This is a genomic window from Blastocatellia bacterium (assembly GCA_025054955.1).
Taxonomy (GTDB): Bacteria; Acidobacteriota; Blastocatellia; order HR10; family J050; genus JANWZE01.
In genome coordinates, this window is the sequence record JANWZE010000152.1 from 165115 (window position 1) to 179446 (window position 14332).

Genomic DNA, 14332 nt, shown 5'->3' on the forward strand with positions numbered 1-14332 from the left:
CTCAGAACGAGAATCGTAAGCTGGTGGTCAGCAGATGGGCGTGGTAGTCCTGCGCCGTGCGGAACTGCTCATTATAGTCGTAGCGTTGATAATCGAGCCGCAGGCTCACCGCCCGGTGTAGCGGCACAGCAAGATGCGCATAGGGGCGGTGAAAGCGAATCGGATAGCTGCCCTGCGAGCGCGTCCAACGATACCCAAGCCCGCTGCGAATTCCTTTCAACAACGTCACGTCGGCGCCGGCGTGCAGCACATCGCTGGTTTCCGTGTAAAGAATCAACGGACGCGCTGCGCCTTCCTGTGTCAGGTCAATCGTGTTGATATGAGCGGTGATGTGACCCCGTGTGTAGTCAACATCAAAGGCTAACCGCTGGGTCGGGAACCAACTGACCGACAAACCGCTGCTGCGATTGCGATTTTGGTTGACGTTGGCGCGGCTCGGCTGCGCCAATGAGCGACTTGGTCTGGTCTGATCGCTGATAGCGCCGAAGGCTGTCACTGACCATTGGTCGGTTGGCTTAAGCTGGAGGCGCAGCCGGCCACGTTGAAAATCGCGCGTATCAACGCGAATGAACTCGGTCAGGTAGCCGCCGTTCTCGTAATCGAGCGCGACGCGCACTACTCGCCGGAGTCGGTAACTGCCGCCGACGAGCAACGTGTGCGCCGTTTGCATGGCATCCTCGTCGCGCACGCGGTCCAATGAAGGCAGGCTCGGCCCCGTTATCGAGTCGAAGGCTTGGTCGCGTTGTTGAAAGAGCGCGCGACGATGATTGACGCGATGCCCGGCTCGCACCAGCAGGTTCTTGGTGAAGGCAAACTCACCCTGCACTTGATTCATGACCGAGCGCAGCGACGTGCGACGATAGGATATTTCTTCGCGCACGACGGGCACGTCCGGCAGATCAGCATCCACCAACTGGTCGCGTAGGATGCGCTCGCCAGCAATCACATAATGCGAGCCGCGCAGTATGTGAGTCACAGCAAGCCGCCGGCTCACGTGGATGCGTAGTGTGCCGTCGCCCACCGTGTACGGCTTGCTCGGCGCGGCGCGGCTGGCCGACAACTCGCTGGCTGCGAAGATGCCGAGATCACGGTTGAAAACCAGCCCGGTGAAGGCTCGGCTGTAGGTCGCGTCAATTTCCGCATCGCTGTAGTAGAGTCGCCCGTTGAACACGACACGCGGGATTTGATTGGAGACAATAGCCACGCGCGTTGTGGGGATCGAGCCGCGAACAAAATCGTTGCGCCGAAGCTGATCAAGGAAGAGTTGGTAGAGATCAAACAGCAACCCAGCATCATTGCCTGCCGTATAGTCTCGCCGTGTGTGTCCTTCGTCGTTGTTGAAGTCGCGCCAGGCTTGCTCAAAGCTGATGCCCAGTTTCCAGAGGCGGAGGTCAAAGCCGGCGCGATAATCGTTGACCCGATTTTTCACGTGTCGCCCAATCAAAAATTCATCGCCACCCAGATTGACGGTGGAGAAGGCCGGACCAAACGCGCTGTTGCGAGCATAGGCAGCATGCAGTTGAAACCGTTGCGCATTGGGGAAAATCGTCAATCGCGCATTGGACATTCGGCGCGTTGCGTCGCTGCTGTGTTGGCCGAAGGTGACGCCCTGCCCGAATAGTGGGTTGGCAAATTCGGGAATGAAATGGAAGTAGTCAATCTTTTGGTAGCGGTACTGAAAGTCATAGGCGAGGTTCTTTTTCAGATGAACCGTCGCCGTGTTGTATGGCTCGCCGCCCCAGTTGTCGAAGGTGATAGAAAGCCGGTCGAACCAGCGACCACTGCTTTCTGGGGCGCTCAGCTCGGTCGCGCCATGCAACAGCTTCATGCCGTTGCCCAGGTTGACATGGCTGCGGTAAACATCCTCATTGCCCTGCACATCACGCCAGCGCGCGCCCAACTCAATCGTGCTGTTGAACAACAGCCCATTGAGACTCACCGTATCTTGCGCTGGCGCGCTCGCCGAGGCAGCAGCGGGTGAGGGCACTGAGCTGACTCGGCGCGCTTCGGCGACTTGCGGATTGGCCGGCGGTTGCTCTGCTAGGCCACGAGCGGCGGCGATCATGACGATGATGATCGCGGTCATCCATTGGCTTATCATCCTGCTTTTGTCATTCATCTTGGTGTTCATCGCGCTGCCTTCTTACCGGAAGAAGAGTCGGCTTGTATTCGAGCCGTGAATCATCACGTGGCAACTGGTGCAATGCTGATACCGAGGGTTCGTCAGGTCATGGATCCCTTGCGGCAAATCACCAGACGCCCCCTGACGGTCGAAGTGACATTCCTGACAAAGCATCCGGACTTCGCTGCGAATTAAGAGCCGATTGTTAATCGAACCGTGCGGCGTATGACAGGTCAGGCATTGGTCGGCGAGAAACCGGCTCTCATTCAGTTGATTGTGCTCGAACACGAACGGCCCCTGCTTGTCCGTGTGACAACGCACGCAAATAGAGCTTATGCCGCCGGCCAGCTCGACCGTCTGCGTTCGATTCAGCGAGCCGTGTTGCTGATGACAATCGCGGCAATCCATGGCGCCTTCAGGGACTTTGTGATGAAACGGACGGGCAAACTCTGCTTTGATTTCGCGGTGGCAGTTGAAGCACAAGGCTGGAGACTTCTCCCGCAGGATATACGGATGAGTGATTTCCTGATGCGGATTGTGGCAGTCGTGACAGGCCACCACGTCTACGTTGTGCTGGTTCTGCTGAAAGCCACATTGACCGAGACGTTTTTCTTGGTGACAGCTCGTGCACATGGCCACAACGTCCCTGGCCGCGGCTTTACGTGGATTGAAAATAGCGACCGGCCCGCCGCCTGCTTCGACGTGTTGTTTGCCCGGTCCGTGACACATTTCGCACCCTTTTGTGGGCGGGATAAACTTCTCGCTTTTGATGGTGGCGAAGTGCGCTGTGCGTGAGAGCCACTGATACTGGCTGGGATGACAGACCCGACAGGTTTCAGCGCCAACATAGTTTTCCGCTCCGGCCATAGGATTTTGCTCAGTCGGCCTGGGCGCTTGATCCTCGACAGCGCGTTCGGACGCCCGGGAGGCTGCCGCTTCAGGGCGCGGCTGCGCGTTGCCGGTCAGTGGACTCAGCGAGTGGCTGAACGTCATCAGGCTGATGGGGAAAAATACGCCCATGGTGATGAGCTTGATGCGAACTCGCCAATGTTTCATATCGCCTGTGCGCCAGTGAGATCAATAGGGCGGCCTGTTGATACACTAGCGCGATTGACACTGTCAAGCAAAATACGTGCGCGATCAGTCAGTGAAACCGCCAGGCAAGCGGCTTGCCGACGCCTGATGCGTTCCAGCCCGCCGTGGCTGTCAATGAGCTCATCGTGATTGACATCTGAACAAATCCTCTGTAGCCTACACGTCGTTGTTCATGACTCATAGACCATTCACTTTCTTGGAGGAATTGCCGAATGTTTCCAAAGGTGTTGATCCTTTTAGTGGGAGCGCTGTTGCTAGCGATAGGCAACAATGTCGCCGTTAGCTCAAGCAGCACGAAAGCTCAGGTAGATATTGAGCGCCATGCCATCACCCCTGAACAGACGCTCGATGATCGGTTTGCCGCCACGGCTCAACAGATTCCTGCCTTCGGCGGACTGTTCTACGATGAGCAAGGCCAGCTCACGGTCTACGTGGTAGAAACCGAACGCAACGTACAGCAGGCCGTCAATGCCATCATGGCTTCGCTCGGCCGTGTGGATAAGCGTGGCCTCGACCTTGCGGCGATCCGGGTTCTGCCCGCTCGTTATAATTTCGCGCAACTGAAGCAATGGCATGATCGCTTGTTTGCGCCTGTGTTTTCTATTCCTGGTGTGGTTTTGACCGATGTGGACGAAGCATCCAACCGGGTGAGAATTGGCGTGGAAAACCCGCAGGCCGCCGCTGATGTCGAAGAAAAGCTGGCCGAGTTGGGCATCCCTCGCCAAGCCGTGTTGGTTGAACTGACGGAGCCGATCCGCGCGCTGGCGACACTGCGCGATCATGTGCGACCGTTGCAGGGTGGTTTGCAGATCACCTTCTCAGGTTTCTTATGCACGCTCGGGTTCAACGCCACCCGCAATGGCGTTCCCGGCTTTGTGACATGCTCCCATTGCACCGACCGACAAGGTGGCGTGGAAAGCACGGTCTACTATCAGCCGTCAACCTCCTCCTCGAATTTCATCGGCACGGAGACGGTTGATCCCAACTACTTTCGTGGCGGTGCGTGCCCGCGTGGCAACCGGTGCCGCTATAGCGACAGCGCGTTTGCGTCGTTAGCGTCGGGCGTCAGCTCCACATTTGCTATTGAACAGACAACTGGACTCGGTTCAATCACCATTGCCGGCAGCTATGCGATCACGGGTGAAGTGGCTGCGCCACTGGTTGGCGAAACGCTCAACAAGGTGGGGCGGACGACCGGTTGGTCGCAGGGCAATGTGACGGCAACGTGCGTCAATACCGGCGTCGCTGGCTCTAACATCGTCCAGTTGTGTCAGGATTTCGTCCTGGCTACCGTCGCTGGCGGAGACAGTGGATCGCCTGTGTTCAAGATCACTGGCTCAGCGAGCGCGCAACTGTATGGAATTTTATGGGGCGGCAGCTCAACCCAATTTGTGTTTAGCCGCATGGCTAATGTGGAGCGTTCCGGCGAGCTTGGCCCATTGACGACATTCTAGCTGCGATTGCTCAGCGCCGTTGCAGCGAGCGCAAAAGAAAGGTGCGTGGCCGGTGATCCGTTGTGTCAGCCGGAATGGATTCTGAAGCTGACTGATGAGGTTGCTGGCCACAGCACATTTTTTTGATGAGCATTTACGCATTGATGGTGGTGTCGCTTCAGCAGGAGCGGGATGGTTCTACAAATGAGAACGCGCTGTTCGAGTGCCCGTGACCGCTGATCAATCTGAGCCTTCTCAATCGTTCGATTTGCTAATCATCTACAACCCGCGTTCCACAATCGGTATTAGCCAGGGACAATCACCGAGCTTGTCTCTTGTGGGGGGTAGGGTTGATAGAGTGTCGCATTGGATATCCATGCGCGCGGGCCTTTGCCCGATTGTCGGTCGTACTGAATGGCTTCGCTGAGAAATTGCAGGCAGGTGATAATGTCGCGCGTTGTCAGAAGCGATGATTGCTGATTTTGTTGCAAATGATGCCTTACCTTGTCCACGAGTTTAATCACTGAGTCCGTGACGGCGTGTATGCGCGGTGATTCCGATGGATGCTCATAGATGATGCCACGATCCAATGTCTGATAGGTCTTCAGCGCATTGTCAACGCCCGCCAAGACTTCCTCATCGGTCAAATCGCTAAACTGATTACGCTGGACCTCGATAATGGCACGTTCCAGCGCAAACAAGAAACGCTCCAGTCGAGTAGTTGATAGAAGTAGCTCTTGTTTGTTTTGTCCCTCCAGGTATTGGAGCAACTTTGGCAAACGTTTCTCCAACTGGGTAGCCCGCGCTGTTTGCAAGTAGGAGCATGTTTCCGGGCAACGCAGTGTGATCATCCGGTCCTGGGCGCAGCAGAGCGCGCAGATATGGTACGCCAAGGCCGGACAAAATCGGTTGGCTTTCCGGGTTGAACATCGAGGACAGGTAGACATAGAATCGCTGGTATCATCCGTTATGTGTCCGGTCACTGGATTGGCCGGGCGCGTTGCCCAAGACCCGATGACCGTCTGCATGACTGTTGATCCCAACCGCCCCGGAGACGATGAAGAACATGAGTTGCCGAAGGCTCGATGAGCGTCTGCATGACTATTCCGCCGTGAACAGCTCCTTCATTTTCTCTAACAGGCTCTTATCTGCGCCTTCGCTCTTTTTTTCTAGTTTGGCCAGTTCCTCGAAAAGACGGCGTTGTTCGCGAGAGAGTTTTGTTGGGGTCATGACCTTGACGTTGACATAAAAATCGCCGGCGCCGGCTTGTCCAAGTTTGGGCATACCCTTGCCAGGTAGCCGAAAGACAGAGCCTGATTGAGTGCCGGCAGGAATTCTCAGGACTTCTTGACGACCCAAGAGCCCCGGTATTTTCAATTCCGTGCCCAGCGCCGCTTGAGCGAATGTGATTGGGACTGTGCAGTACAAGTCAGCGCCCCGGCGTTGATAGAGCTCGTGCTCACGCACATGGATGACCACATAGAGGTCGCCATAGCGTCCGCCGTGTGTGCCGGCCTCACCTTCGCCAGTGATGCGCAGCCGTGAGCCCGTGTCCACGCCGGGTGGGATTCTGACTTCAATGGTTTTTTCGCGGCGAACGCGCCCCTGACCGCGACACTCAGCGCAAGGATTACGAATAATCGTGCCGGCGCCGTAGCATTGGCTGCATGTGCGGGCCACGGTGAAGAAGCCTTGTTGATAGCGAACCTGGCCGGAACCGCCGCAGGTCGGACACGTGGACACGCTTGTGCCCGGCGCTGTGCCCGCGCCCCGGCACGATGGGCAGTGTTCCAGACGTGGCACGGTCAAGGTCTTCTCCACGCCTTGAGCCGCTTCTTCCAGCGTGATCTCCAGGTCATAGCGCAAGTCGGCCCCTTGTTGGGCGCGGGTGCGCCGACGTGTCGTTGTGCCAAACACGTCACCGAATCCAAAAAACTCGCCAAGTAAATCTTCAAATGTTGTGAAGGGATCAAAGCCAGCAAAGCCGCCGCCCGCTGCGCTACTAATGCCGGCATGACCGAATCGGTCGTAACGCGCGCGTTTCTCCTCATCTGACAGCACGCTGTAGGCTTCAGCCAGCTCTTTGAACTTTTCTTCGGCCTCCTTATTCCCCGGATTGCGGTCGGGGTGATACTGCATGGCCAGTTTGCGATAAGCGTTCTTAATCGTTTGCAGGTCGGCTGTTCTATCAACCCCTAGGACTTCGTAATAGTCGCGTTTGTCCAATTCGGTTCTGACTCCTTCCACAATGTTTACTCGAAGGGCTAAGTTTGCATTGTCTGGCGAAAAAATGCAAGATAGCCCTCAGTGCGCTGTAATTCCCCATCAATCGCTGCTGTGCGACAGCACGCCACGACGGATGAAATGCAAGCGCAGATGCACAGAGCAACTGATTTGACTGTGAATCGGTTGATCTGTGCCTACGTTATGTTCCGGCGGGTAAAAAATGCTCGGCGAGCGCTCCCGATCTTCATCAAGCTATTAGGTGGACAAAAGGGTCTGGGACATTTTGGGGGACGGGACGTTTTGGCGTGCGGTGGCGTGTCACCGCTTTCCGGCCCAAGCTGCGACACGTCGCAGCACTCCAAAAACGCCCCGAACTTTTGTCACGTTACCTAGGGCGCTGACCAGAGATATTCAATCAATCTCTTGTTCGCGGCCGGGAAGGGATATTGACGGAGTTGGTGAGGTAAAACCCATCGGACTTGCTGGCAGGCGAGCGGCTTAGGCGTGCCGCTGCGGTAGCGACAGGCAAATACGTGCATCGTGATGCGAAAATGCGAATAGGCGTGGTTGATCGTCATGAGCTTGCGGCCAACGCGCACGCTGACGCCGACCTCTTCTCGAACCTCGCGGGCGCAGCACTGCTGCAATGTCTCGCGCGGTTGGCATTTGCCGCCGGGAAATTCCCATAATCCGCCGAGCAGGCCATGATTGTCGCGTTGTGCAATGAGAACGTGTCCGTCCTTCCAGACAACGCCGACGGCAATCTGGTGATGGGGCAACGGGCGAGACGGCGATTTGACTGGCAGGGCCGTTTGTAAACCAAGCTGCCGCGCCTGACAGCCAAAGTTCCAGCAACACCGGTCGCAACGAGGCGCTTGTGGCGTGCAGACGAGCGCGCCGAGTTCCATCAATGCTTGATTGAAATCCCGCGCCTGTCCGGGCGGTATCAGCTCGCTCGTCACCTGACGCAGGCGAGCGCGCGTCGTGGGCTGGCGCGGGTCGTCTGCAATTGCGAAAAACCGGCAGATGACGCGCGTCACGTTGCCATCGAGCACCGCCACCGGTTGATTGAATGCAATGCTGGCAATGGCGGCAGCCGTGTAGGGACCACAGCCGGGCAACATGAGTAATCCTTCGTAGGAATTTGGAATGCGACCGCCCAATTCCCGGACGATTTTCTTGGCTGCTGCGTGCAGATGGCGCGCGCGATGGTAGTAACCCATGCCTTCCCACGCTTTCAGCACGCGCTGCGATGAAGCGCGCGCCAGCGCCTGGATGTTAGGAAATTGCTTCAAAAAACGATCATAATAGTGGCGCACACGATCGAGCTGTGTTTGCTGCGACATGTATTCCGCCACCAGGATACAGTATGGATCATCGGTTGTTCGCCACGGCAAATCGCGTTTGGCTCCGTGATACCAGTTCAGCAACGTGCGTCGCATGCGTGCTTTTAATGAGCGATTGAGGTTCATTGGTTCTTGCTGTTTTAGTGATTGGAGTCAGGAGTCAGAAGTCAGGAGACAGGAGTCAGGGATCAGCAGTTAGGAGCCGGACGTCTGTCTTCCGACCGCTGCCTGACAAACAGATATTGCTGCGCAATGCCAGCATAAGCGCCGAACCGCCGGGCAGCGCATGCTTGGATTGCCCGCCGATTTGGTCTCTCATTGGGAAAATACAGTTCGGTCATAGCCCGTCGAATCCAGGTGTCTACAGGGAATGCGTCCAGCCGATGATAACCGAATAACAAGATGCAATCGGCGACCTTTTCGCCGATACCGTGAAGCTGCAATAAACGGCGTCGCAGCTTCGCTGATGGCAGCTTGTGCCAGGCAGCGAAATCACGCTGACGGGCAAGCTGTCGCGCTGTTGCTGCTACGTACTGATCACGATAACCCAGCCCGCAATGATGGTGCAAATCGGCTAGGCGAGCGCGTGCCAGCGCCTCCGCCGTAGGAAAGCTGTAGGCCCGGCCAAAGGCTGTGTCAAATGGTTCACCATAGCGTTCGCAGATTCGTTCGATGATTGAGCGAATGCGGGGGATGTGATTATTGGCTGAAATGATGAAGGAGATGATCGTCTCAAAAGGATGTTGTCGTAGGATGTGCAGTGTCGCCGGTCCTGGCACAATACGGGCAAACACGTGATCGCGTCGCAGGCGGTGTAAGATGGCAGTGTAGTCGAGCGCCAGATCGAAATAGTCAATCACCTCTTGCCACAGGTGAGTCGGCCTCCGGCCACCGACATGGCGCACGGTTAATCGGTCGGCATCTTGTCGGACATAGAGTGCGCTGCCGTTGACGACGCCCCACCATTCATGATCGGAGAGCTGCTGCCAGCGAAACGACTGGCCGCTCTGGAGCGTCTCAGTCAGATTGAATTCAGCCACTGAGACAGTTAGTTCGCACCTCGTGCCCACTGGTCGTTCTCACACCTTGAGGATAAACGGATTGAAATTTGTATCACGGTCATAATAGTCTTCGTGTTCGGCGCGTTTGAGGAAGTTCACAACGCGATATGTCAGCGGCGTCGCTGCTACTTCCCAAAGCACTTTGATGATGTAGTTGTGCCACATCACTTCAGTGACCTCAGCCCATGTCCACCGGCCGAGAAATGCGACGGGATAAAAAATCAACGTGTCAATGCCTTCGCCGACGATTGTTGACCCAATGGTGCGCACCCAGAGAAAACGACCTTCGGTGCCGATTTTGAGCTTGGCCAGCACGAATGAATTGGAGAACTCGCCTGCCCAAAACGCCAGTAACGATGCCAGTACGATGCGTGGTGTGCCGCCAAAGACGGTTTCGTAAGCGGCTTGATGCGGCCAGCCCGGCGCGGGTGGCAGCCCGAGGATCACATAGCTCATCAACGACGCAAACCCCATTGCGGCAAAACCGGCCCAGATGACGCGACGCGACCGGGCATAGCCGTAAACTTCTGTGAGGATGTCACCGAACACGTAACTGAGCGGGAAGAAAAAAATGCCTGCCCCGAATGTAAAACCAGCTATCTGCGTTCGTTTGCTGGCCGCAATCAAATTGACGCACAGCACGATCGTGACGAAGGCGGCCATGATGAAATCGAAGTATTTGTAGACGCGGCGTTGGCCGGTCATGAGTGAAGCTGCATGTGATGCAGTGGTTGCAGGTGCTGCCAGAGACTGTGTTTCCAATGTGCACTCCTTGTAGTTCACGGGTGATAGCGAGTCGAGCGTTTCTCCCAACAACGAGGCGTCAGTATAATCCATCGGCACGCGAGCAGAAAAGACTCATCCAATTGTGAGAGTGGAGAGGGCTGAGCGAGCGTATGCTTGTGCTTTCCCTGGCGTTGAAGTAACATTTCACCGCCTGCGGTTGAAGAGCCCACTTAAACAAAGAACGGCGGTTGGCGTGCGCTGACCGCCATGATCTATGTGGAGGAATGATAATGAGCGCAAGACTGATTATACTGGCAACGTTGCTTTTATTTTTGATAGTTCCAGGCGCGGCGCTGTCTACTGATGATGTGGCGCAAGACGCCGGCGTCGTTGAGCAACTCTACGGCGTACAAGTTGGCCCCGAAGGGATCACATTTCAGGTTTTCTCCGGAGGGTGCACAACCAAAGGGAACTTTCGCATCCAGCGATTCACGGCTGATCCGATTCAGATTCTTTTGATCCGTGTGGTGCCCGATCTGTGTGAAGCATTCCGGCCGTATGGCACGACGCTGACCTATTCTTATGAGAGCCTCGGCTTGGAGAATGGACAGAGCTTCATCGTGCTCAATCCGCTCTCACCGATCAAAGTAGTGAAACAACCACAACTGTCGGTTGCATCACCATAATTGCTCGTGTGTTTGTTTTGTATGCCAACACGCTTGACGCGTGCAAGCATGTTTTATACTCTTGCGTGCCTGCCACTGCCCTTGACGATGAGACATGTTGTGAACAAGAGGGGACCAATAACAAATCAATGGAATCACGCGTTTGTTCCGATGGCGGGGCATTGCAGCCCAGGACAACAACATACGAGTCACAATTCCTAGTTGAGGAGAAACCAAAATATGAGACAAATCCTAGTCCTTCGCATCGCCATGATCGCGGCGTTCGTTTTCATCGGCCTGCCAACGATGGTAAGCGCTCAGACGTCGCCGGTTCCGTTCCGAGTGAAGCCTTATAGATGGAGCTCGGCGGTTCATGACGGCATTCCCGGTCGTCCGGCTGAGTCAGCCATGGTTGAGCGATTTGTTGTCAGAGAGCCGGGGGCGCCGTGGATTCGGCTTCACTTTGATCGAGCCAATCTTGGATCAGGCAGCTTCATCACCATCACGTCGCTCTACGATGGGGCCATGCAGATTCTGGATGCCACCAGCTTGCAACAGTGGCGGATGACCAGCGCCTATTTCAACGGCGACGCAGTGGAAATCCAACTGCACGTTGGTCCCAACGATTTGAATGTTTTTCTGCAGCTCAGAGAGGTGTTCATCGGCGAGCCGCCACCCGAAAGTCAATGCGGCCCGACCGATGACCGCACACCATCCAACGATCCGCGGGTCGGGCGCATTGTGCCCATCGGTTGCACAGGGTGGATCGTCAACAATGGGCTTCACGTAACTGCCGGTCACTGCCGTAGCAGTGGCACGTTGCAGTTTAATGTGCCACCCTCGTTGCCCAATGGGACAATTCAGCATCCACCGCCACAGGATCAGTATTCGATCAATAATTCCAGTTGGACCTCCGCTGACGGCGGCATCGGTAACGATTGGGGCGTGTTCAGCGTCTTCAACAATTCGACGACAGGCTTGCAGCCGATTGCCGCACAGGGCGGCGGGTTTACTGTTGTGCAGAACCTCGGCCCTCCTAACATTCGGATTACCGGCTTTGGCGTTGATAGCGGTGATCGGAATCAAACCCAGCAAACGCATGTCGGTCCTAACGCCGGTTCATCGGGAACGACCATGCGGTATCAAGCCGATACCGAGCCGGGCAATTCGGGCAGTCCGGTGATTGACGATGCCAACGGCACAGCCGTCGGCGTTCACACGCACGGTGGTTGTTCGACCAGTGGCAGCGGTAACAACAACGGGACCTCAACGTTTAACGCAGCCTTCTGGGCTGCGCTCAATGTCGGGCCGCCAACGCCGACTATCACCGTCACCTCGCCTAATGGCGGCGAAAACTTGCAGATCGGCAATGTGCATGTGATCACATGGACCTCCTCGAACGTCACCGGCAACGTCAAGATCGAAATTTCACGTGACGGCGGAGGATCATACCAGCCACTCTTTGCCGACACAGCTAATGATGGCTCGGAATCGTGGACTGTCACCGGTCCGGCTACCACGCAGGCCCGCATTCGCGTTTCCAGCGTGAGCAATCCTGCCGTCAACGATACCAGCAATAGTAATTTCACTATTAGTGATCCACCGCCTCCGCCACCGCCGCCGCCACCACCGGGCGTGTGCGCCGTCAGAGCTGTCACCGAAGGCACAACGACAGAGACTGAGACGCTTGATCTGCTCTACCAATTCCGCGACCGCATACTGGCGCAAACAATCAAAGGGCAAGAATACATCCGTGTCTACTACCAATCGTCCCGCGAGCTGGTAGGTATTTTACTGAACGATCCGAGCCTGATGGTGAAAACCCAGCAGGCGCTCGATCGGTTCTTGCCTGTCATACGCTCGCTGGTGGAAAGCGGTCGAGCGACGGTCCGACAGGCTGACTTGCAGGCGCTAGACCAATTGATTGCCGGCTTCATCAACGCCAGCAGTCCGTCGCTGCGCCGCACGTTTGAGCAACTGAGGCGCGACATCCGTGATCCGCAGACGCAGCGGCTCTTCGGTATCACAGTGAGGCCGTAAGTCAACGCATTCACATCGTCGAGGGTCCCGTTGATGGGACCTTCGACGGTCGCGCCATGTGAATTTGGGCGTGCTTTGCGTGCTACGCCTCGTGTGGGCGGCTGCTGCCGCTGCTCCGAGCTCGCTCTGTTTAAAACACCACACTTGAGCCAGTGCCCACACAGCGAGGCCCTGACAAAAACTTGGTCTTTATTCTGCACAATTGGTATTACCCGCGTCATGTTGTCACTAAGTTCGTCATAGGGCGATTTCATTGCCATCCTCTAATCGGTCTTTATCGTTGGTGGCGTGTGCCAACAGACGACCGATTCTTCCGTTCGTCCCTTGCCTGCTTTGACATCTGTCAGTGAACGTCGGTAAGATTTATAGCTCTATAAACTATATTGATGCATGAGGTGCAGGATGGAATTTGGGTTGACGGAAGAACAACAACACATCAAGCGCACGATCCACGAATTTGCTGAAGCTGAGATCAAGCCTCACGTGATGCAGTGGGATGAGTCTCAGCATTTTCCTCGCGAACTGATTCCCAAGCTGGCCGAGTTGGGTTTATTAGGCGTCATCTTTCCGGAGGATTATGGCGGCGCTGGACTGGGGCTGATTGAGTATTGCTTGGTCGTTGAAGAGCTGGCGCGGGTTGATCCTTCGGTGGCATTGTCGGTCGCAGCCCATGTTGGGTTGAGCGCCAAACATATTTTTCTGGCCGGCACAGATGAGCAGAAGCGGAAGCACCTGACGCCGCTGGCGCGCGGCGAGAAGTTAGGCGCGTGGGCCTTGACCGAGTCGTCCAGTGGCAGCGATGCCGCCAACATGAGAACGACCGCCGTCAAGCAAAATGGTATGTGGGTGTTGAACGGTTCCAAGAATTTTATTACTCACGCCAGCTATGCCGACACCTATGTGATTATGGCGGTGACCGATCGCTCGCAAGGGCAGCGGGGCATTTCTGCGTTCATCGTGGAGCGCGGCACACCGGGGCTGATGCCGGGTCGCAAGGAGAATAAACTGGGCATGCGGGCCAGCGATACGGCGGCGCTTGTTTTAGAGGAGTGTCGCGTCCCGGATGAGAACTTGCTGGGTCAACTCAACAGTGGGTTCATTGATTCGCTGCGGGTGTTGGACGGTGGACGAATCGCGATTGGCGCGCTGGCCGTCGGATTAGCGCAAGGAGCGTTGGAAGCTGCATTACGCTATGCGCGGGAGCGTGTGGCCTTCGGTCGGGCGATTGCTGAGTTTCAAGCGATTCAGTTCAAGCTGGCTGACATGAGCACGCAGATCGAAGCGGCGCGGCTGTTGACACTGCAGGCAGCTTATCTGGCGCAGCAGGGCAAACCGTTCAAGAAGGCTGCTTCGATGGCCAAGTTATTCGCCTCGGAAATGGCTGTGCGCGTCGCTGAAGAGGCCATTCAAATCTACGGTGGCTACGGGTACATCAAAGACTACCCGGTAGAAAAATACTGGCGCGACGCCAAGCTGCTCACCATTGGCGAAGGAACAAGCGAGGTGCAACGGATGGTCATTGCCCGCGAGCTGTTAAGGCAGTAACCACTCGACCCACAGAGAAACAAGCAAAATAGAGATGACCATCGCTGACTCGGTCTGTTCTGTCACAGCGTGG

12 protein-coding genes are annotated in these 14332 nt (G+C 56.1%); 5 read left to right on the forward strand and 7 right to left on the reverse strand.

The window, feature by feature from the left end; all coding sequences use genetic code 11:
- Window position 1: 1 nt before the first annotated feature.
- Window positions 2-2086, reverse strand: a complete 2085-nt coding sequence (locus NZ823_18605; protein ID MCS6807138.1) for a hypothetical protein — start codon at window positions 2084-2086, stop codon at window positions 2-4.
- Window positions 2087-2143: 57 nt separating this feature from the next.
- Window positions 2144-3178 carry a DmsE family decaheme c-type cytochrome gene (locus NZ823_18610; protein ID MCS6807139.1) on the reverse strand — a complete coding sequence of 345 codons (1035 nt, stop codon included), beginning with the start codon at window positions 3176-3178 and terminating at the stop codon, window positions 2144-2146.
- 251 nt (window positions 3179-3429) lie between these two features.
- Between NZ823_18610 and NZ823_18615 the strand changes: the two genes are divergently transcribed.
- A complete protein-coding gene (locus NZ823_18615; protein ID MCS6807140.1) occupies window positions 3430-4671 on the forward strand; it encodes a S1 family peptidase in 1242 nt (413 codons plus the stop codon).
- Window positions 4672-4955: 284 nt separating this feature from the next.
- On the opposite strand, the gene NZ823_18620 is transcribed toward NZ823_18615, so the two are convergent.
- Window positions 4956-5429 (reverse strand): hypothetical protein, encoded by a 474-nt coding sequence (locus NZ823_18620; GenBank protein ID MCS6807141.1) that lies wholly within the window; start codon window positions 5427-5429, stop codon window positions 4956-4958.
- A gap of 64 nt (window positions 5430-5493) precedes the next feature.
- On the opposite strand from NZ823_18620, the gene NZ823_18625 reads away from it, so the two are divergent.
- A complete protein-coding gene (locus NZ823_18625) occupies window positions 5494-5739 on the forward strand; it encodes a hypothetical protein (GenBank protein ID MCS6807142.1) in 246 nt (81 codons plus the stop codon).
- Window positions 5740-5751: 12 nt separating this feature from the next.
- On the opposite strand, the gene dnaJ is transcribed toward NZ823_18625, so the two are convergent.
- From dnaJ to NZ823_18645, 4 genes are all read right to left on the reverse strand, one after another.
- Entirely contained in the window at window positions 5752-6897 is a 1146-nt protein-coding gene (dnaJ, locus tag NZ823_18630) for a molecular chaperone DnaJ (GenBank protein ID MCS6807143.1), read from the reverse strand.
- Between the two features lie 368 nt (window positions 6898-7265).
- On the reverse strand, window positions 7266-8348 hold the full coding sequence (mutY, locus tag NZ823_18635) for an A/G-specific adenine glycosylase (GenBank protein ID MCS6807144.1): 1083 nt from the start codon (window positions 8346-8348) through the stop codon (window positions 7266-7268).
- A gap of 62 nt (window positions 8349-8410) precedes the next feature.
- Complete coding sequence (locus NZ823_18640; GenBank protein ID MCS6807145.1) at window positions 8411-9292, reverse strand: hypothetical protein; 882 nt, start codon at window positions 9290-9292, stop codon at window positions 8411-8413.
- 9 nt (window positions 9293-9301) lie between these two features.
- Entirely contained in the window at window positions 9302-9988 is a 687-nt protein-coding gene (locus tag NZ823_18645; protein MCS6807146.1) for a queuosine precursor transporter, read from the reverse strand.
- 311 nt (window positions 9989-10299) lie between these two features.
- Between NZ823_18645 and NZ823_18650 the strand changes: the two genes are divergently transcribed.
- From NZ823_18650 to NZ823_18660, 3 genes are all read left to right on the forward strand, one after another.
- Window positions 10300-10695, forward strand: a complete 396-nt coding sequence (locus NZ823_18650; GenBank protein MCS6807147.1) for a hypothetical protein — start codon at window positions 10300-10302, stop codon at window positions 10693-10695.
- 219 nt (window positions 10696-10914) lie between these two features.
- Complete coding sequence (locus NZ823_18655; protein ID MCS6807148.1) at window positions 10915-12714, forward strand: trypsin-like peptidase domain-containing protein; 1800 nt, start codon at window positions 10915-10917, stop codon at window positions 12712-12714.
- A 402-nt stretch (window positions 12715-13116) separates the two neighbouring features.
- On the forward strand, window positions 13117-14259 hold the full coding sequence (locus NZ823_18660) for an acyl-CoA dehydrogenase family protein (GenBank protein ID MCS6807149.1): 1143 nt from the start codon (window positions 13117-13119) through the stop codon (window positions 14257-14259).
- Window positions 14260-14332 lie beyond the last annotated feature (73 nt).

Excerpts from the sequence above, each read along its gene's own strand:
- mutY (MCS6807144.1), bottom strand. The coding sequence starts at position 8,348 with ATGAACCTCAATCGCTCATTAAAAGCACGCATGCGACGCACGTTGCTG.
- NZ823_18605 (MCS6807138.1), bottom strand. The coding sequence starts at position 2,086 with ATGACCGCGATCATCATCGTCATGATCGCCGCCGCTCGTGGCCTAGCA.
- NZ823_18615 (MCS6807140.1), top strand. The coding sequence starts at position 3,430 with ATGTTTCCAAAGGTGTTGATCCTTTTAGTGGGAGCGCTGTTGCTAGCG.
- NZ823_18650 (MCS6807147.1), top strand. The coding sequence starts at position 10,300 with ATGAGCGCAAGACTGATTATACTGGCAACGTTGCTTTTATTTTTGATA.
- NZ823_18645 (MCS6807146.1), bottom strand. The coding sequence starts at position 9,988 with ATGACCGGCCAACGCCGCGTCTACAAATACTTCGATTTCATCATGGCC.
- NZ823_18610 (MCS6807139.1), bottom strand. The coding sequence starts at position 3,178 with ATGAAACATTGGCGAGTTCGCATCAAGCTCATCACCATGGGCGTATTT.
- NZ823_18660 (MCS6807149.1), top strand. The coding sequence starts at position 13,117 with ATGGAATTTGGGTTGACGGAAGAACAACAACACATCAAGCGCACGATC.
- NZ823_18655 (MCS6807148.1), top strand. The coding sequence starts at position 10,915 with ATGAGACAAATCCTAGTCCTTCGCATCGCCATGATCGCGGCGTTCGTT.